Genomic DNA, 17791 nt, shown 5'->3' with positions numbered 1-17791 from the left:
CCAGGTTGTGCTATCGATTAAACGCACGATCGGCGAGGCAGGTGTGTGAGGCCGATGTGCAGAGGAGGTGTGGTTGACGTTTTTTCGATAGCGCGGATGCGCTGCCGAGGAGTTCACTCCGCGCCATGGCGCATGAGCATTGCGATGATCTGGAACAGCTGCAACGAGGCTTCGCTGGCTGGGATGCCGAACTCATCCAGCTTGGCCGAATCCACGGTGCGGCATGGTCATCCATGACGTTGCTACCGTCGACTCGTATTTTCCGTGTGCATGCCGGCAGATCAGTTGTCATTCGTGGTCAGCTGTCCGCTGGCGTGGGCTACGTGGCACTGGCGTCGTCGCATTACACCCACGTCCGCTTGTTGGGACAGCCGCTGGATACCAGTTGTTTCGCGATCATGGGCCGGGGTGCCCGCATCGATGTGTTTCTGCCGGCGGATGCAACGTTGTGCATCATCGGCGCTGCATCGCTGGCGGACTTCGCGCCACGGCGCGTGCAGATCCGCACCTCGACTCCGGAAAGTGTCGCCCACCTGCTGCATTGCGCTACGTCCACTGCGGACGCGGCGCTATCGGACCGCACTCGCACCCGGCTCGCGATCGATGATGTTCTCAACAGGCAGATTCGCCTGGCGATAGAGTCTTCAGTGGCGCAGACGCCAGGAGCGCGTACGCGGAGTCTGCGCACGAGCGCGGCTTTGCGCGCCTGCCGTTTCATCGAGGCGCATCTCGGCCAGAGCATCAGTCTGGCTGATCTATGCAAGCACTGCGGCGCCGGTGTGCGCACCCTCGAGTACGGCTTCAGACAGCTCTACGACACCACTCCGATCAGTTTCATCAAGAGCCAGAGGCTGTCCCGTGCCCGTGACGCATTGCTGCGAATGTCCGGGCAGCCGGTGGTCATTCAACAGGTGGCGACGCGCCTGGGATTCACGCACATGGGTCAGTTCGCGCAGGATTACCGGCTGCACTTCGATGAGAGCCCTTCCACCACACTGCAGCGAGCGCGGCAGCGGCGGCAGGCGGACCGGACCATGCGACAGCAGGGCGATGTTGCAGGACCGTTTAATCAAAGGCCCCTTTCCACCCACACCTTGTCGTGGTCCTTGCGACGAGAGTAGGGGAACCCAGTTCGTTCAGCGCGTCGGGAAATGGACGAGTGCGAAATTCTGATAGTGGATCGTCGCCATGGAGGCTACCGTTCGGCCATGTCTGACCGCCGTATCGACAGGTCGGACGATCCGCTTGGCCAAGAAGAATTCCCGGCTGGCCGGAAGGAGAGAGGTCGATGGCACGATCCTCGATCGCTGAAAAGTACCTCGACCCGGGGACCAGCCTGGGCGAGGTTCTGTTCGGTCTCATCATGACTCTGACATTCACGCTCGGTGCGGGGCTGATCATCGAGGAGGAAGGTCGCGAGGGTGCGCGACAACTCCTGATCGCGACGATCGGCTGCAACATCGCATGGGGCATCATCGATGGGGCGTTGTATCTCGCCGGTCAACTCTTCGATCGCGGTCGCCTGCGCAAGCTGACGGAAAGCGTTCGCGGTGCATCGGATGACGACAAGGCGCGGGCGATGGTTGGAGGGGAACTCGACGAGTTGCTGGGAAATGTGACCACCGGACCGGAGCGCGACGATCTGTACGGTCGGATCGTCAAGAACATCCGCTCGTCAGTCGTTCCTGAGAACCGCCTCACCAAGGCCGATGTCATGGGCGCACTCGCCAGCTTCTGGCTCGTGTTCATCGCCAGTTTCCCGGCCGCCGTGCCGTTCTTGGTGATGGACGACGCGATGCTCGCGCTGCGCGTATCGAACGGCATTCTCGTCGCGTTGCTTTTTCTCACCGGATACCGCTGGGCCAAGTACACGCTCGGCCGGCCGTGGCTGACGGGGTTCTGTTTCCTGATCGGCGGGTTCGTGATGGTCTGGACGGCAGTCGCGCTGGGTGGTTGACCGAGTGGGCAGGGAGTCTGATATGAATCATGCAGTGACGCCCGATACCACCCGCACCACGCTGATGGTGCTGATCATCGGCATCCTGATCGTGGGCAGTCTGTGGACGCTCCTGCCGTTCATCGGGGCACTCGTCTGGGCCACTGCGCTGGTGGTGGCGACCTGGCCGATGCTGCTGTGGGTCGAGCGCAAGGCAGGTGGACGCCGCTCCATCGCCACGATGGTCATGACGCTGCTCGTTGCGGTCGTGTTCATCGTTCCGTTCTACTTCGCCGTCGGAGCATTGCTCGACGGATCGGCGCACGGCGTCGACATTATCCGCTCGTACCTCAAGAACGGACTCGGTCCGCCGCCGGCGTGGCTGGCAGGCATACCCGGGGTCGGCGAGCGACTGACCGGCAAATGGAGTGAACTCGCTGCGCTGAGCCCCGATGCGCTGGCCGAAGCGATGCGCCCGTACGTTCGCTCAGTCGCGGCCTGGATAGCCGCCGTCACCGGTGGCATCGGCGGGCTCGTCGTTCACATCCTGTTTACGTTGATTCTCACCGGAGTTCTCTACGCCCAGGGCGAGCTCGCAGCGGCTGGCGTGGTGGCGTTCGCGCGGCGTCTCGGCGGCGAGCGCGGCGCCAATGTCGTCGTCCTCGCCGGACAATCGGTACGCAGTGTGGCGTTGGGCGTCGTCGTCACCGCGCTGGTGCAGACGGCGCTTGCCGGACTGGGCCTCTGGGTCAGCGGTGTGCCGCACGCCGGACTGTTGACGGCAGCCATATTCGTCCTCTGCATCGCCCAGCTCGGCCCTTTCCCGGTGCTGATTCCGGTGCTCATCTGGGCGTTCGGGCATATGAGCATCGGGTGGGCGATCGCGCTGCTCGTCTGGAGCATTCCCGTGGGCATCATGGACAACTTCCTGCGACCGATATTGATCAGTCGTGGTGTCGATCTGCCGCTGTTGCTGATCTTTGGCGGCGTCATCGGTGGTCTGATCGGCTTCGGGGTCATCGGACTGTTCATCGGTCCTGTCATCCTCGCCGTCACGTACACCCTGCTGCAGGGCTGGGTGCGCGACAACGAGATGAGTGTCGCGCCGACACCGCGAGCGTGACAGGTCCGGCGCAGCCTGCATGGTGCGGAACCTGAACTGGAATGTGACGGGATTGAGGATGAGGTCGAACGCGTCGCCTTTCCGTGTTCTCACGAGTCTGCTCGCCGCCGGCCTGCTGTCAGGCTGTGTCGTCGGCAATGACTACGTGCGCCCGACGCTCGACATGCCGCAGCAGTTCCGTTTCGACGATCTGCAGGTACGCGAAGTCGCCAACACCCGGTGGTGGGAACAGTTCGAGGATCCCGTCCTCGATGATCTGATCCAGAGTGCGCTCGCGAACAATCTCGACGTGCGCATCGCGACGGCACGGGTCGAGGAGTTCTACGGTGCGCTCGGCGTAACGCGCTCGGGAAAATTCCCGCAAGTCGGCGCCGAAGTCATCGCAGGTCGGGATCGTTCACCGTCGCAGGAGCCGGCGGACCGGTATCAGGCAGATGTCTTCGCCTCATGGGAGATCGACGTCTTCGGACGCCTGACTCGTCTCACTGAAGCGGCCCGCTCGGATTTTCTGGCGAGCGAGGAGGGCCGGCGTTTCGCCGTGCTGTCGCTGACGTCGGCGGTAGCCAGCGGTTACATCACATTGCGTACTCTCGATTCGCAACTCGGTATTGCGCGTCGCACGCTGGAGAGCCGCGAGGGGGCGCTGAGAATTTTCGAAGCGCGTCATCGGCGCGGCGCCATCTCCGAGATCGAACTGAGCCAGGCGCAGTCCGAGTACGCGACTGCGCTGGCCACGATCCCACGTCTGGAGCTTCAACAGGCGCAGGCAGAGAATGCGCTCGCTGTCATTCTCGGCCGCAATCCCGGGCCAATACCGCGTGCCAGGACGATCGAGGAACTCGTGCTTCCGACCGTCCCTCCCGGCCTGCCTTCCGAGATTCTCGAACGACGCCCCGATGTACGTCAGGCCGAACTGAATCTCGTCTCTGCGAATGCGCGCATCGGTGCGGCGAAGGCGTTGTACTTTCCGAGTATTTCGCTGACGGGGCTGCTGGGCACAGCCAGTACGGCAATCGATTCACTCTTTACCGGCCCCGCAGAACTGTGGAGTTACGCCGGCACGGTCACTGCACCCATCTTCGCGGCTGGCGGCATCAAAGGACAGGTCAGCATTGCCGAAGCGCGCGAGCAGCAGGCGCTGTTTGCCTATCGCAGAGCGATCCAGACCGCCTTCCAGGAGGTCGAGGACGCACTGATCGCGGGTCAGAAGTCACGCGAGGAATTGACCGCTCAGGCGCAGCGGCTCGATGCGCTGCGAAACTACGCCCGGCTTGCGCATCTGCGCCACGACAACGGCTACACGAGCTATCTCGAAGTGCTGGACGCGGAGCGCAGTCTCTTCAACGTCGAACTCGACTACACGCGCGTGAAAAGCGAGACCTACCTGGCGCTCGTCGACCTGTACAAGGCGATGGGCGGCGGGTGGGTGATGGAAGCGTCCGCCATGGCGCCGCAACCGCAGGTGAATCTGTCCGCCGATCCCCGCCCGTTCCCCTGAGATCACTCGTGACCCCTGAATCCGCTGCACATCCGTCGGTCGATCGCCCTGCACCGCAAGCGGTGCATCGGAATGAACCGCCCGTGCTGGATGGCGAGCCCGCGGTACCGGCCTCAGACGCCAGCGAGCCCGCCAGTGATGCACCCGCAAAGCCAGCGCGCGATCCGGTCAAGACAGTGACGCTCGGTGTGTTGATCACGCTCGCGACGCTCTTCATCTACCACGTCGTATCCGACGGCATCACGCCGTACACATCGCAGGGCAACATCGAAGTCTTCCTGGTGCAGATCGCGCCACGCGTCACCGGTCAGGTCATCGAAGTCGGAGCCCGGGACAATGAGCACGTGAAAAAGGGGCAGATTCTCTACCGCATCGATCCCGAACCCTTCGAGATCGCAGTACGCGCGGCGGAAGCGAATCTGGCGCTCGCGGCTCAGGGGGTCAGTGTGTCGACAGCCGATGTTCGTTCCATGGAAGCGACGCTGGCCAAACAGAAGACCGATCTCGAAGCGACGCAGGTGCTCAGCGACATCGTGTTCGGGTTGACCAGAGAGAAGGCGCTGTCGGAATCGGATTCGATCAAGGCACAGGCAGAAATCGACAAGTCCAAGGCCGACGTCGCGCGCGGCGAAGCTGAGTTGGAGCGTGCGAGGCAACAGTTGGGACCGGTGGGCAAGGACAACCCGAAGATGCAACAGGCGCGCGTCGCGCTCGAGCAGGCCCGACTCGATCTGCAATACGCGACTGTGATCGCACCGGCCGATGGCGTCATTACCAACTTGCGCCTGTCGGTGGGGCAGTTCGTCAGTCGTGGCCAGCCGGGACTGAGCTTCATCGATTCGGACAGTGTCTGGCTCACCGCGTATCTGCGTGAGAACCAGTTGCGCAATGTCGCACCGGGAAACGAAGCGCGCGTTGCTTTCGATTTCCAGCCCGGGCGCGTGTTCAGCGGCCGCGTCGAAAGCGTCGGCTGGGGCATCGCCAAGGGCGGCGAAGCGCCCGCGGGCACCTTGCCGGAAGTCCAGTCGGACAAGGGATGGGTGCGCGATCCGCAGCGATTCCCTGTTCGTATCGCGTTGGTGCGGGAAGGCAATGCCGTTCTGGATGATCTTCCGCTGCGCAACGGGGCTCAGGCGAATGTGCTGATCCTGACCGACCCCGATTCATGGCTGCTGAATCCCCTGGGCCGCGCATGGCTGCGCATCATCTCCTTGCTGCGTTACATCTATTAGCGTTCGATCCTTTGTGGGTTCGGCTTCAGCCGAACGTTTTCTTCAGGACTGTCCGGCTAAGTCCAATGGCACTTACTCATGCGATTCCAGGCTCTTCTCGTGCACGAACGGAATGAATCAGACCTTCCTTGATTAAGTGCCTTTGGGCTCAAGCTGGACCACAAGGTGTCGCGGGCAGTGGGAGGCGGTGATTTATGAACAATGAATCGTCAGCACATTCTGCAGCATTCGATCCGGCGCGGTCGCATGCCACGCTGCGTTTTGCCTTCGGAATAACCGTCGCGCTCGTCGCATGCGAGTTGTTGCAGTGGGCGCCGACCTTTCTCGCGCCCGCATTGGTCGGGGTGGTGCTGGCGAATGTTCCCATCCGGCCTCCGCTGAAGATTGCTGTCGGGTTGCTCGCGATCGTCTCGATCTCCGCATTGATTGCGCTGGTGCTCTCGAGCGCGCTACTGCCATTACCGCTGATTCTGTTTGGCGTGGCGGCGCTCGTGGTCTTTCGCACTCTGTACGCGATCGCTGAGGGCAAGTCGCGTGTCGTGGCGCTGTTCCTCTTGATCTGTGTCACCACTATCCCTGTGATCGCACTCGAATCGCCTGCGGCTGCGGGCTCGTTCGCCTACGCGCTGGTGCGTGCGACGCTTCTCGCCATTGTGATTGTCTGGATTTCCTATCTGTTCTGGCCGCGCGTCCAGCCACCGCGGTCTGCCGCGAAGGTAGTACCACTGCCTGCCGATTGGCGGCTCAGGAGCGCGCTGCTCGGCATGGCGATCCTGACGCCGCTGATGCTGATGTACATGCTGTTCGGATTGACGAACGCACTACCGGTGCTGATTGCGACCACGATGATCGTCATGAACCTGGACTTTCAAGGCGGCCGCATGCAAGCCATGGCACTGGTGGCGGGCAATGTCGCCGGCGGCATCATGGCGCTCATCGTGTATGTGCTGCTCGCGACGGAGTCGTCGCTCATCTCACTCACGCTGGTCATCGCACTGATGGGCCTCGCGTACGGCTGGCGAATTTCTGCGGGAGACCGGATGGCGCCGGTCGTGCTCGTTGCCTGCAACGCGACGCTGATCGTCCTCAGTTCGAGCCTGATGTCCGATCAGGGGACCTTCGCGGTCTGGGTGGCGCGTTTGTCGCAGTTCGTCTTCGCAGGTGCTTTCGCGATCGGGATGATGACCCTGATGTGGCCTCGCAACATAGCGGGCGCCACTCAGGTGCCGACGTGAGCCGACACAGCTTGCTGCAGATCGACTAACGAGCCACCGACCTACTGGAGTCATCGACATGGCCGACGTTTCCTCATCCGCTGTCGCCGCCCCCGATCCAGCTCAGAAGCGGCGCCTGACCCTGGGTGTGGTCGTATTCATCGCTGGCTGGGTAATAGGCCTCGCCTTGATTCCGCTCGTGAACAGGTCCGGCATGACCGACGCTCTCAAGGCCACGCTTTCCGGTGTCCTGCTGCTCGTCGTTCCCAAGGTGTTCCTGCTGATCGCGGTAGCGATCATGGGCAAGCCGGGCTTTGCCTATCTCAAGTCCCTGGTCGGCGCATATTTCCGACGCTTCGCGCCCCCGGCGACTGTCAGCGCCGCGCGTTATCGCATCGGGCTGATCCTGTTGATCACGCCCATCGTGTTGAGTTCGCTGGGAGACTATCTGTCACTCTATTTGATCCCGCTGCGGCAGGAGTATCCGTACCTCATCGCGATGGCGGGCGACCTGTTGATCCTGGCAGGGCTGTTCGTGCTGGGTGGCGACTTCTGGGACAAGTTGCGCTCTCTGTTCGTCCACGAAGCCAAGGCGGTATTTCCATCGAAGTAGAGGGCAGGCGAATGTTGCGCGAGTCATCGAGCCCGCGGGCTTTGCGGCTCAGATGGATCAGAGTGAGCATGCAGTTCGGTAGCCAATTCAACGTTGCGTTCCCGTCTGTTGGGCGATGCTCATGGCTGTCGACATGACGATCTTCCAAACACCTCGGCAACGCAGCCACCCGCCAACACGGTGACGCCCCCAGCACCAGGCCGAGTGCTTTTTCCCTGCCGGTGGCGGCCTGCAGCCCGCGGACGGCAGACGACACCCGCAAACAGCAGGATGATTCCGATCATCACGACGACCGAACCGCCTGCCAGCAGTAAGCGACGCGAACTGCTCCCGACGTGCGTATTTCCGATAGCGTGCGCTGCGATCCCACATAAGAATTCTTCAGCTCCAGCAGCTACTCGCCTGGCGGGAGGATCGCTCGAAATCGAGTCCGACGACCCGCATCAGCCCGTCGCCGTACAGCGTTGCAACATCGTCCTGCGCACCGACGCACTGCCCGCTGTCGTGGCGTGGGCAGATTCGAGGCTCCCGCTACGCGTGCGAGCGCAGGCAATGCTCAAGCGGATCCTCGCAGCCGAGCAGCTTCCTCGGTGCGGCAGCGAATAGTCCAATGCCGGTGAGCGGCGATCTGATCGAAATGCAGGTGCACGATGACCCATGACGTGAGAATGGTGAATCAAAACTGGTGGATCACCACCCTGATGATCAAGGAGCACAAGCACTGTCCGCCGCTCACCAGGGACATCGAGTGCGATGTGCTGATCGTCGGTGGTGGCTTCAGCGGCATGAGCGCGGCAGCAGAGTTTCTGCGCAAGGGACTCAGCGTCGTTCTGATCGAGAAGAACATTATCGGCGGGAGCTCTTCGGGGCGCAGCGCCGGCTTTCTCACGCCCGACAGTGAACTCGAACTGCATCAGTTGGTGCGCCGCTATGGCGTCAAGTCAGCCGGGGAAATCTGGGAAGCGCCATGTCGCGGCATCGACCGCCTCGTGGAGACCATCCAGAAGCACGACATCCAATGCGGACTACTGAAACAGGACTCTCTGTTCCTGGGGCTCGGTTCGGGCGGGAAGGACGCCGTCGAGTCTGAGCGCGAGTGTCGCGAGAGCGTGGGTTTCACCGATCAACGCACCTACGATGAAACCCAGCTGCGGGAGATTCTTGGCGCGCAAGGTTACACCGCGGGTATCAGGTACGCCGCTACCTATGGAGTCAACCCATTGGCGTGCCTGCAGGGGATCAAGGATCTGCTGATCGAGAACGGCATGCAGGTTTTCGAGAGCACCGAGATGGAGCGCTTCGAGGATCACACCGCCTATACGCACGCCGGCAGCGTGACCGCGGACAACATCATCATCGCCGTCGACAAGTTGAGCGACTCGATCAGTCCGCTCGCTCACGAGTCCTTCCATGCCCAGACCTTCCTGAGTGTGACCGAGCCGCTGACCGACAAGGAACTGCGCATCCTGTTTCCGGCGGGCGAGCAGATGCAGTGCTGGGATTCGAAGCTCGTATACACGTACTTCAGGCTCACTGCGGACAATCGCCTGCTCCTCGGCGGCGGCACGCCCATCACGACGTTCCTCAAGGATGCCTATAACAATCCCGGCATCATGAAGCGGATCATCAAGGACTTCCGCGGCCACTTTCCCGAGCTGACCGATCTGTCCTTCATCCAGTTCTGGCCCGGACAGATCGATATGACTCGCGATCTGCTGCCGGTGATCGCGAGGCCGCCGGGACAGGAGCACGTGCGCTTCATTCTCGGGTGCGTCGGAATTCCGTGGGCAACCTTCTGTGGCAGCTTTGCGGCGCGAAATGTGCTCGGCGAGGCCGACGAGGATTACAGGAAATACTTCAACTATTTCTCGAACCGGCGTGCATTCGCACTCCCGAGCAGTCTGGGCAAGGTGATCGGTAAGCCCATGTTGTTCTCCCTCAATAACAGCTGGGCCAAGTTCTACCAGGTCGACTCGCTGCGAAGCCTCACAGAGCATGAGAAGGAGTTCTGATCTTCGCTCACTGGCAGGTACAGCCCGTTCTCACCATCCGGCAGTGCTTCGCGAACAGCGTCGATGCGACTCTGCGGAACGTTTGCCACCGCTCTTCATCCAAAGCGAACTTCAGAATCAAAGGCGCCGTCATGACAGCAACAAGCAACGGGTTCATGCCACTCTCGGCCGACGAGCCATCGGACAGGCAACGCACATTCGTGCGCTATTTCACTGCGGTTCTGATTGACCTGGTGGTGCTGAACCTGTTCGCCGAGTACTGGGATCGCGTTTACGTCAGTTCATTCACCGTCTCGCTGCTCGCCGCCATCCTGCTGGTGGTCCTTCTCAAGCTGACGCTGGCCGTCGAGCATCGGATTGCCGCGTACTTCAAGAAGAGGCCGGGCGCCTTCATGACCTTCATGCGATTTTTTTGCGCCTGGCTGGTGCTGTTCGGGTCGAAGTTCGTAATTCTGGAAGCGCTTGTTCAGGTGTTCGGGGACGACGTTCGTTTCGAAGGCGCCTATCACGGGATAGTGCCTCTGATTGTCGTCGTCATCACCATGCTCATCGCTGAAGAGGCGATCGTGCGCTTCTATCGAAAGCTTACGTAGAGCCCGCCGCAAGAAGTGAATCGTTCAGCACTCGCGATGAGCGCAACTGATGAATCGGCAATATGCGGCTGCAGTCGCTGGATGCCGACGTGGCAGCCTAGGGATAATCACTATCGGAATCTCGCATCAACGCACTGGAAAATTGCGCCAATACGCTCATTGCTGACGTGCGTTGTGCAGTCAATAGTTATCGACATTTCGCAAACTGCGGGGTTAACTGGCGCCGTCTGATCAGAAAGATCCGTAGCGATTTCGGGGAAAGCGGGCGGCCTTGTCATGGCAGACATCCATCCATCCACGGATAGTGCGGCGCGTATGGCGTTCCGTGCGGCACATAACCTGCTTCGGTATAGCAGGATCGGGTCGACCGATGCCGTTGAGTTCACCGAACAGATTTGCGACTGGAACTTCGTTTTTACGCAGCTGAAGCCAGGAAAGCTGACGGCGAAGGGTGCGCTGCTGGAATTGGACGGGATCAGCGTCGGCAGCATTGAGATCAGCCAGACGATGCTCCACCAGGGCCATGCACCACGCGGAATGGTTGCGATCCTGATTCCCGGCGCCAACTCGGGCGAGGTTTTTGCTCACGCGCAGCGGTTGGAATCCGGGCAATGCGTGACGCTTTCGGAAGGCGCCTATCTCGAAGCTGTGACGCACGGGCGTTACGTGGACGTGGCGTTGGGATGCGACCGGGATGCCTGTCGCGCGCAGCTCGATGCGTTGAACGATGGATCGACCGGCGTCGGGCAAGGGGCGATCATCGCTGAGCCCGGTCAGGAGTGGATCGAACAGATGCTGGCCCGGATCGATTGGCTCTTGAGCGCCGTCGTCGAGCGTCCCGCAGCTCTCGACGACGCAAAGATTCGCGCCAGTCTCTCGGATCACTTGCTGGCCGCGATGGTTCACTTCGACAGCTCGCCGGCCGACGTCGATTCCACGACCCGCATGGATCGCGCCAGTCGGCGAGTCGCGGTGCGGATCGCGCGTGAGTTCATCGATTCGCGACTGTCCGAGCCACTGCGCTTGTCGGAGCTGTGCCGCCAGGCGCAGCTCAAGATTCGTTCCCTCGAGTATGGGTTTCGCGAGGTGACGGGGCTCACGCCGATCGCTTACATCCGCTCTCTGCGGCTGAACGCGGTCAGGAGGGCACTGCTGCACGACGCGACAGCGCGCTGTCGCTCCATCTCCGAGATCGCCATGGACGCTGGCTTCTGGCATCTGAGCCAGTTCGCCAAGGACTATCGACTGTTCTTCGGCGAGACACCCACTCAGACACGACGCCGTGGCCATGAAAGGATGTCGACGCTGCAGTCGTGATGAACCGGCGTCCCTGAGCCACGTCGCGGCGGCTTTTGTCGGCGCAGAGCCTTCGTCAATTGCTCCTCCAAACTCCCTCCGCTACGCTCACACGCGGCCGAGGAGGCGGAAGCCTCCCCATCCCCGCAAAGCAGTGCCGGAACTTGTCCGGCTCGTCCGAGTCTCCAATTACAGCGCCCACTTCTGGCGCAGCTCACCACGAGGCATTCAATGCAGTTTGATCGGGAGCCCCCGCGGCTTGGCTATCGCGGCAGCATCGGCTCGCGCGCGCAGGGCTTTGTAGGCAAGGTCCTGACGGTCGTGGCGGCCGGTGTAATGTTGGCGGGCGCGATCGCGATGTCGATCGTGCTGTTCGCAATCGCTCTGGTGGCGATACTCGCGTTCGGCGGCTACGTGTGGTGGAAGCTGCGCAAACTACGGCGCCAGACCCAAGGGCCATTTCCGCAACCGGGGCCATTCACACAGCCAGGGCCATTCAAGCAGGGTGATGTGATCGAAGGTGTGGTCGTTCGCGAGGTCAAAACTCCCGATCGATAGCGGTCTGTTGGCCGCTGCTACCTTCCACCGGCGAGTCGGGCGTCACGTGCCGTCCATCGCGCGGCCTGCGGAGCTGTACGTTGGCTGGTCGGTGAAGAAGCTCCGCCCTCGTCGGCTCTGGATGCCTCCAGCGCAGATTGCAGTTCGCGCGGGTCGACCTGCTGAACCTTCTGACCCTTCACCAGATACTGTTTGCGCCGCGTACGCGTGAAAATCGTTGACCCCATTCGCATCATCTCCCAGGTAAATATTGCACTGGAAACGCCTCGTCGAGGAATCGGTTCCACATTCGCGGGCATTGCGTATGAACCGATTGCCTGGCATCTGGTCCGGGTTGCGACCGACACATCCTGTAGATGAGTCCTAGATGAGTCCGGAGTCCGGATCATCCCTCTCGCAACGAAGATTTCAAGCCCGCTCAACTCGTGCGATCCCTTGCCTGATCGCTCTCGATGCATCTCGTGGGCGAATCCGGCTCATGCGCACTTGCGAACTCGCCACAGTGCCAAGTTACGCCGACTGCGCTGTGTTGCATACGTAATTGTTCGAGGGGGAGCAAGCAATCGTCGAGTCACGCGCTTTGGCGACCGTCACCAGCGTTGCCATGGAACACCAAAGGAGATTCTGCGTGGGTACCATCAAAGTTGGTGAAGAGAACTCGACCGCGATCGAGTTGTATTACGAAGATATCGGATCCGGATCGCCGGTCGTACTGATTCACGGCTGGCCGCTCAGCGGCGCTTCCTGGGAGAAGCAGATTGCTGCGCTGCTGAAAGCGGGATATCGCGTGATCACTTACGATCGTCGCGGTTTCGGACGCTCCAGCAAGCCCTCGACAGGGTATGACTACGATACGTTCGCTGCCGATCTGCACCAGGTGCTGACCACGCTGCACTTGCAGAAAGTAGCGCTCGTTGGCTTCTCCATGGGGACGGGTGAGGTGACCCGTTATCTCGCCAGATACGGCAGCGAGCGCGTGAGCAAAGCTGTCCTCATCGGTACCTTGGGTCCGTATCTGGTCAAGGCAGGCGACAATCCTCAGGGAGTCGATGCGGGGGTCTTCGAATCCATTCGTGCGGGACTGAAGGCGGACCGGCCGACGGCGCTGCTCGACTTCCTGCACAACTTCTACAACTACGATGTTCTGGGCGGCAAGCTCGTGAGCGAACGGGTCGTGGAAGACAACTGGAATGTCGCGGCAGGCGCATCTGCGCTGGCAATAGTGCGGTGTGTCTATGCCTGGCTCGAAGATTTTCGCCAGGATCTGCGCCACAACGACATTCCCACGCTCATTCTGCATGGCGATGCCGACCGGATCCTGCCACCCGATGCGAGCTCGCGACGGCAGGCGACGATGCTGGCGAACTGCAAGTTCGTCGAAATCAAAGACGCACCGCATGGTCTGATCTGGACCCACGCGTCCAGGATAAACGAGGAATTACTGTCGTTCCTCCGGTAGATGGATCGCGCGCCTCGCTTCGGACTCCACGGAGCTTGGCGCGCTATCCACTGATTCAGACGGCAGCAGTAGCGACTCTCATTTATGGAGAATGGTGGGCCCGCCAGGATTCGAACCTGGAACCAAGGGATTCACTCTGCCCGGGGGTTTCCCTCCGGAGTGGACTATCTCTTCACCCGCGATTCTTCAGAATCGGGTGGGTGCGGGAAGCTCGAGCCTGTTATCAAGGGCACTGCAGCCCTCAGGTAGTCTCTGCACCTTCCGGCGGTGTACCGCCGGCTTGGCTCAGGGTTGCCATTGATCAGTGACCAGAAGGTTTCCCTGAATTCATCCCGTTCACTTCATGGCTTTCGCCGTGAAGGCACCATTTGGCTCCGGCATCCGATGGATTCCCCGTGGGAATGACGACCGGATGCGTTGCCTTTCGATGAGTCCCCTGCACTAACCGTTGTGCTACAGGCCCACGTAAATCGACGAACTCCTAAAGCCCTGGCGCCCGTTCCTGGCGGCGCTTCAGCTCGCGGCGGCGCGAATTCTAGCAGCGGCCAATGCAATCTCGTAGAAACATCGTCGGGCGGCCTTGAGACCATATTTCTCCGATGATGGCAAGAGGGTTCCGGAAGAGTTTCAGTCGTTGCGCGGACTCGCGCGAACCGAACAGGCGGTCAATGCTGGCTACCGCCTGGCGATGACCAGGTTGCGGCGTTATCGCCACGCCTTATTCCTGCAAAAAAATCATCGCTGCATCGATCCCGCAACGTGCGGGTGTCGATCCTCCGCCTTGCTCGCATGCGGAAGATGACGATCACGGAGCAGCGGCGTGGAGAAAATATTTTCATGCGGGCATGACTTTCGTTTGACGACGTAAGCAAAGGAATTCCCTCGTCGCAGATGCAGATATCCACAGAAGCGGTGGACAACTTCTGGATAACAGCGGCTTGACTTCACATATCCGCAGCGGATCATTGCGTCCGCGTTGGATTGATCGTTCTGTGAACAGCGTGCACGTACAAGACTCGCGAATCGACGCGCGCTTCATGTCAAGACAGTTTGAAAAAAATTTCGCACGATCTGGAGGCATCACGATGGCAGCGATGATCCGACCGCCTCAGGGGAGCACTGCTCATGCGGCCACCGAGGCGATAGCGAAGGAAACCGATACCGACGTCGAAGTCGTGAAAGAAATTTACGATGAAGAACTCACGACGCTGGCCACCGACGCAAAGATCACGCAGTTCCTCGGCGTGCTGACCAGCCGCCGGGTCAAGATGAGATTACGCAAGCACTGAGATTCGTTCCGTCGTTCGCCGCGGCGTTCGGACGAGCGTCGCGCGATGGTGAGCGCGGCTCGCCAGGTCACTGGTGAGTAACGCCGCTGACGAGTGACCGGCGCAGTCCTGCACGGACGCGCCGGCAATAAACCCCCACCGGTGGTTCGCCCCGGATCTGCGTCCGCATCGCCCTGCCGGGCCCTGTGTAGATTTCGTATTTGCTTCCCGATCGAGCGGACATAGGCTGCCCTGGAACTAACTGTTTCCGGAACCGCAGCTTGCAGCGAAGGCTTCCGGAACCGGTGTTCGACACCGATTGTTTCCCATGCCTCGAGTCCAAAAGGAGTCGGCAATGCGATCCCAGCCGGGCACCCCACCCAGCGCACCGCTCACATCCGTGTCGCACGCGCAGCCGCGGCTCCAGGGGCGAGTGCTGATTCTCACCTCGGGACTCGGCTTCGGGCATGTGCGTGCTGCGCAGGCCATCGAAGCCGCGTTTCTCCAGCGTCAGGTCGCGGTGCGCGTCGTCGACCTGTGGTCGCTGATCAATTCCGGTGCTGTCAGCATCATTCACCAGACCTATCTGCAGCTCGTGCAGGAATACCCGACGCTGTATGAGCGCCTGTACCAGCTCGACGAGCGCACCTGGCGGCAGATTCTCGAGAGCGAGTCGGGGCCCCCGCCCGATGTGATGGAAGTTCTGGAACTCATCTCGCAGATCGCGTCGAACTCCGTCGCGGAAAGCGGTGGCGCGCAGTACCCGACCGACCGGTTGCTGCTCTCCATGCTCTATACCTCGTTGCCCTACGATCGAACCAGTCTCGGGGGCAACGGCATCCGCGCGCGTCTGGCGTTGATCAAGTGGTCATGGCTGCGAATGCGCAAGCGGCTGATCACGATGGCGAGCGGTTTTGCGCCGGACCTCATCATCAGCACACAGATGATTCCTGCCGCGATGATCGCATCACTTCGGGACCGGCAGATGAGCATGCCGCACATCGGCGTGCCTACCGACTACGGGGTCCACGATTTCTGGCGTCAGCCAGGTATCGATCGTTACTGCATCGCCCATGAATCCGTCATCCCCGACGACGCTTCCGATCACTCGCGCCTCGTGACGACCGGCGTCCCCCTGATGGCTGCCTTCTCTCAACCGCTGTCGCAGCGGGAGGCGCGCGCGCAATTGCGGCTGCACCCGGATCGCAAGATGGTGTTGATTCTCGGCGGCGGACTGGGACTGAGCGTCGATGCCATCGCGGGGCGTCTGCTGGAGGGAGCCGCAGAGGCGACGCTCGTGGTCATGCCCGGTCGCAACGCCGTCGCACGCTCGGCGCTGACGCGGCAGTTGAGCGCTGCGCCGGGGCGGCTGCAGATCTGCAGCTGGACCGATCGAATGGACATATATATGAGAGCGGCGGATGTCGTCGTGGGCAAACCCGGCGGGGTCTCGGTAGCCGAAGTGCTCGCCTGCGGCAGGCCATTGTTCGCGACCCGGTCGCTGGGCGGTCAGGAAGGATTCAACGTGCGATTTCTCGAGCAGCACGGCGTCGGAGCGCTGGTGCGCGACGAAGATCTGGCGGCGCGGATCGAGCGCGCAATTTCAGACCCGCGCGGACTCGCCGATATGCAGCAACGCGCCTGGGAACTCGGCAAGCGCGATGGCGCAGCCAGCGTGGCCGAGCTCGGACTCGATCTCATGGCGAGCCAGCGCCGCACGGCGCGGGGCCTGCAATGAGCATCGCTCACCGCGCGGCGCAGCGCATGCTCGGCTGGGTCGATGCCTGGTACTACCGGCGCTATCGACTGCGCACGCTGGGTCCGGTGTTGTTTCTCGGCAAGGCGCGCTATCGCGGTCCCTCATTGCAGTTCGACGATGGCACGCTGCTGCAGGAGAACGATTCGATCGGCCGGTTGCACTTCAACAATGCCAGCATCGCCGCGCTGGGCGAGGGCTCGATGCAACGCGTCGGATTCCGCTTTGCGCGCCTGATGCGCGAATCGCTGCGGCAACTCGATCAGATGGCGCGGGTCGATCCATCGTTGAGCGATGTGCGCGTCTTCCAGGGAGTCACGTGGCTACCCGCGCACGGACAGGTCGTCGGTTTCGTCAGTACGCCGCTGCCGAAGGACTTCCGCTGGCGCCTGCTGACGGCGCATTTTCGCCTGCTGTCGTGGGTGTTCGCGCCGGCCGCAAAAATTCGCGACCGGGACGACGCGGAGCCGCGTCTGTACTGGTTGACGCGCGATGCGTTGGCGAAGAACGTCGGCAAGCTGAAGGGCGAGGCCGCATCATGAACGGCGCTGCATCATCGCCGCGGGTTTTCCTCACGTTCGACGACGGTCCAGATCCCGAATGGACGCCGCGCATCCTGGATCTGTTGTTGCGCGCGGATGTCCGTGCGAGCTTTTTCGTGATCGGCGTGCACGCGCAGCACGAACCTGCCCTGGTGCGACGGATGGCCGCCGAAGGTCACACTGTCGGCAATCACACCTTCAGTCATCGTCATCCGTGGTTACTCAGCAACCAGGACGCCGCGGCGCAAGTTCACGAAGGCTGCAACGCAATCACCGCAGTTCTGGGGCAGATGCCCATGTTTTACCGTGCGCCCCACGGCCGTCATCGCCAATGCATGATCGACGCAGCGGTAGCCTGCGGCGAGATTCCGGTGCCCTGGCAGCTGAGTGCCGTCGATTGGGGGCCGTTGGGAACTGCCGCCCGCATCGCTGCTCGCCTGCGTCGCATCCGCCCTGACGACATCGTTCTCATGCATGACGGTCGCAATCGCCACAACCGGCCGGATGAACTGCTGCGCGTATTGCCCGGCTTTCTCGACGAGCTCGCTGACAGGGGATTGCGTCCCGTCGCGCTCGATGGGTACTGACGCCTCGTTTCACCTGCTGGCCCATGCCGTGTGCGGCGCCTCTTGGAGGCAAAGAAGGAGGATCTCCACGGGGCACACGGCGAAACACGGGGCCGGAAAGACCG

The 17791-nt window shown here is 61.6% G+C and carries 16 protein-coding genes; all 16 read left to right on the top strand.

The genetic code is table 11. The annotated features are described in order from the left end of the window. The first annotated feature begins 125 nt into the window (after positions 1-125). The 16 genes from VIZ63_RS18220 to VIZ63_RS18145 all read left to right on the top strand — a co-directional run bounded on the left by VIZ63_RS18220 (position 126) and on the right by VIZ63_RS18145 (position 17687). Entirely contained in the window at positions 126-1121 is a 996-nt protein-coding gene (locus tag VIZ63_RS18220; protein WP_331611130.1) for a helix-turn-helix domain-containing protein, read from the top strand. Between the two features lie 167 nt (positions 1122-1288). Continuing rightward, positions 1289-1957 carry a hypothetical protein gene (locus VIZ63_RS18215; RefSeq protein ID WP_331611129.1) on the top strand — a complete coding sequence of 223 codons (669 nt, stop codon included), beginning with the start codon at positions 1289-1291 and terminating at the stop codon, positions 1955-1957. 22 nt (positions 1958-1979) lie between these two features. Then, the gene (ydiK, locus tag VIZ63_RS18210; RefSeq protein ID WP_331611128.1) at positions 1980-3059 is read left to right on the top strand and encodes an AI-2E family transporter YdiK; all 1080 of its coding nucleotides are present in this window, start codon (positions 1980-1982) and stop codon (positions 3057-3059) included. Positions 3060-3117: 58 nt separating this feature from the next. After that, a complete protein-coding gene (locus VIZ63_RS18205) occupies positions 3118-4557 on the top strand; it encodes an efflux transporter outer membrane subunit (RefSeq protein WP_331611127.1) in 1440 nt (479 codons plus the stop codon). An 8-nt stretch (positions 4558-4565) separates the two neighbouring features. Next, the gene (locus VIZ63_RS18200; protein WP_331611126.1) at positions 4566-5789 is read left to right on the top strand and encodes an HlyD family secretion protein; all 1224 of its coding nucleotides are present in this window, start codon (positions 4566-4568) and stop codon (positions 5787-5789) included. A 194-nt stretch (positions 5790-5983) separates the two neighbouring features. Then, positions 5984-7024 (top strand): DUF2955 domain-containing protein, encoded by a 1041-nt coding sequence (locus VIZ63_RS18195; protein ID WP_331611125.1) that lies wholly within the window; start codon positions 5984-5986, stop codon positions 7022-7024. 58 nt (positions 7025-7082) lie between these two features. Next, positions 7083-7616: a hypothetical protein gene (locus VIZ63_RS18190; RefSeq protein WP_331611124.1), complete on the top strand. Its 534-nt coding sequence runs from the start codon at positions 7083-7085 to the stop codon at positions 7614-7616. Positions 7617-8266: 650 nt separating this feature from the next. Further along, positions 8267-9628 carry an FAD-binding oxidoreductase gene (locus VIZ63_RS18185; protein WP_331611123.1) on the top strand — a complete coding sequence of 454 codons (1362 nt, stop codon included), beginning with the start codon at positions 8267-8269 and terminating at the stop codon, positions 9626-9628. A gap of 131 nt (positions 9629-9759) precedes the next feature. Beyond that, a complete protein-coding gene (locus VIZ63_RS18180; RefSeq protein WP_331611122.1) occupies positions 9760-10221 on the top strand; it encodes a hypothetical protein in 462 nt (153 codons plus the stop codon). A 276-nt stretch (positions 10222-10497) separates the two neighbouring features. Next, positions 10498-11538, top strand: a complete 1041-nt coding sequence (locus tag VIZ63_RS18175; RefSeq protein ID WP_331611121.1) for a helix-turn-helix domain-containing protein — start codon at positions 10498-10500, stop codon at positions 11536-11538. A 210-nt stretch (positions 11539-11748) separates the two neighbouring features. Beyond that, positions 11749-12075: a hypothetical protein gene (locus tag VIZ63_RS18170; RefSeq protein WP_331611120.1), complete on the top strand. Its 327-nt coding sequence runs from the start codon at positions 11749-11751 to the stop codon at positions 12073-12075. A gap of 628 nt (positions 12076-12703) precedes the next feature. Then, a complete protein-coding gene (locus tag VIZ63_RS18165; protein WP_331611119.1) occupies positions 12704-13534 on the top strand; it encodes an alpha/beta hydrolase in 831 nt (276 codons plus the stop codon). A gap of 1085 nt (positions 13535-14619) precedes the next feature. Continuing rightward, positions 14620-14823: a DUF3562 domain-containing protein gene (locus VIZ63_RS18160; protein ID WP_331611118.1), complete on the top strand. Its 204-nt coding sequence runs from the start codon at positions 14620-14622 to the stop codon at positions 14821-14823. Positions 14824-15157: 334 nt separating this feature from the next. Beyond that, on the top strand, positions 15158-16540 hold the full coding sequence (locus VIZ63_RS18155) for an MGDG synthase family glycosyltransferase (RefSeq protein WP_331611117.1): 1383 nt from the start codon (positions 15158-15160) through the stop codon (positions 16538-16540). Continuing rightward, a complete protein-coding gene (locus VIZ63_RS18150; RefSeq protein WP_331611116.1) occupies positions 16537-17100 on the top strand; it encodes a YkoP family protein in 564 nt (187 codons plus the stop codon). Before VIZ63_RS18155 ends, VIZ63_RS18150 begins: the two co-directional genes overlap by 4 nt. Beyond that, positions 17097-17687, top strand: coding sequence for a polysaccharide deacetylase family protein (locus VIZ63_RS18145; RefSeq protein WP_331611115.1), 591 nt, complete (start codon positions 17097-17099; stop codon positions 17685-17687). Before VIZ63_RS18150 ends, VIZ63_RS18145 begins: the two co-directional genes overlap by 4 nt. The last annotated feature ends 104 nt before the right edge of the window (positions 17688-17791 follow it).

Origin of the sequence: Povalibacter sp., assembly GCF_036520495.1 — a bacterium.
In the GTDB taxonomy this organism is placed as follows: domain Bacteria; phylum Pseudomonadota; class Gammaproteobacteria; order Steroidobacterales; family Steroidobacteraceae; genus Steroidobacter.
Note: the sequence above shows the minus strand (reverse complement) of the source record. Positions and strands in the feature narration are given on the sequence as shown.

Excerpts from the sequence above, each read along its gene's own strand:
- VIZ63_RS18205 (WP_331611127.1), top strand. The coding sequence starts at position 3,118 with ATGAGGTCGAACGCGTCGCCTTTCCGTGTTCTCACGAGTCTGCTCGCC.
- VIZ63_RS18215 (WP_331611129.1), top strand. The coding sequence starts at position 1,289 with ATGGCACGATCCTCGATCGCTGAAAAGTACCTCGACCCGGGGACCAGC.
- VIZ63_RS18185 (WP_331611123.1), top strand. The coding sequence starts at position 8,267 with ATGACCCATGACGTGAGAATGGTGAATCAAAACTGGTGGATCACCACC.
- VIZ63_RS18190 (WP_331611124.1), top strand. The coding sequence starts at position 7,083 with ATGGCCGACGTTTCCTCATCCGCTGTCGCCGCCCCCGATCCAGCTCAG.
- VIZ63_RS18150 (WP_331611116.1), top strand. The coding sequence starts at position 16,537 with ATGAGCATCGCTCACCGCGCGGCGCAGCGCATGCTCGGCTGGGTCGAT.
- VIZ63_RS18160 (WP_331611118.1), top strand. The coding sequence starts at position 14,620 with ATGGCAGCGATGATCCGACCGCCTCAGGGGAGCACTGCTCATGCGGCC.
- VIZ63_RS18155 (WP_331611117.1), top strand. The coding sequence starts at position 15,158 with ATGCGATCCCAGCCGGGCACCCCACCCAGCGCACCGCTCACATCCGTG.
- VIZ63_RS18170 (WP_331611120.1), top strand. The coding sequence starts at position 11,749 with ATGCAGTTTGATCGGGAGCCCCCGCGGCTTGGCTATCGCGGCAGCATC.
- VIZ63_RS18195 (WP_331611125.1), top strand. The coding sequence starts at position 5,984 with ATGAACAATGAATCGTCAGCACATTCTGCAGCATTCGATCCGGCGCGG.
- VIZ63_RS18145 (WP_331611115.1), top strand. The coding sequence starts at position 17,097 with ATGAACGGCGCTGCATCATCGCCGCGGGTTTTCCTCACGTTCGACGAC.
- VIZ63_RS18220 (WP_331611130.1), top strand. The coding sequence starts at position 126 with ATGGCGCATGAGCATTGCGATGATCTGGAACAGCTGCAACGAGGCTTC.
- ydiK (WP_331611128.1), top strand. The coding sequence starts at position 1,980 with ATGAATCATGCAGTGACGCCCGATACCACCCGCACCACGCTGATGGTG.
- VIZ63_RS18175 (WP_331611121.1), top strand. The coding sequence starts at position 10,498 with ATGGCAGACATCCATCCATCCACGGATAGTGCGGCGCGTATGGCGTTC.
- VIZ63_RS18180 (WP_331611122.1), top strand. The coding sequence starts at position 9,760 with ATGACAGCAACAAGCAACGGGTTCATGCCACTCTCGGCCGACGAGCCA.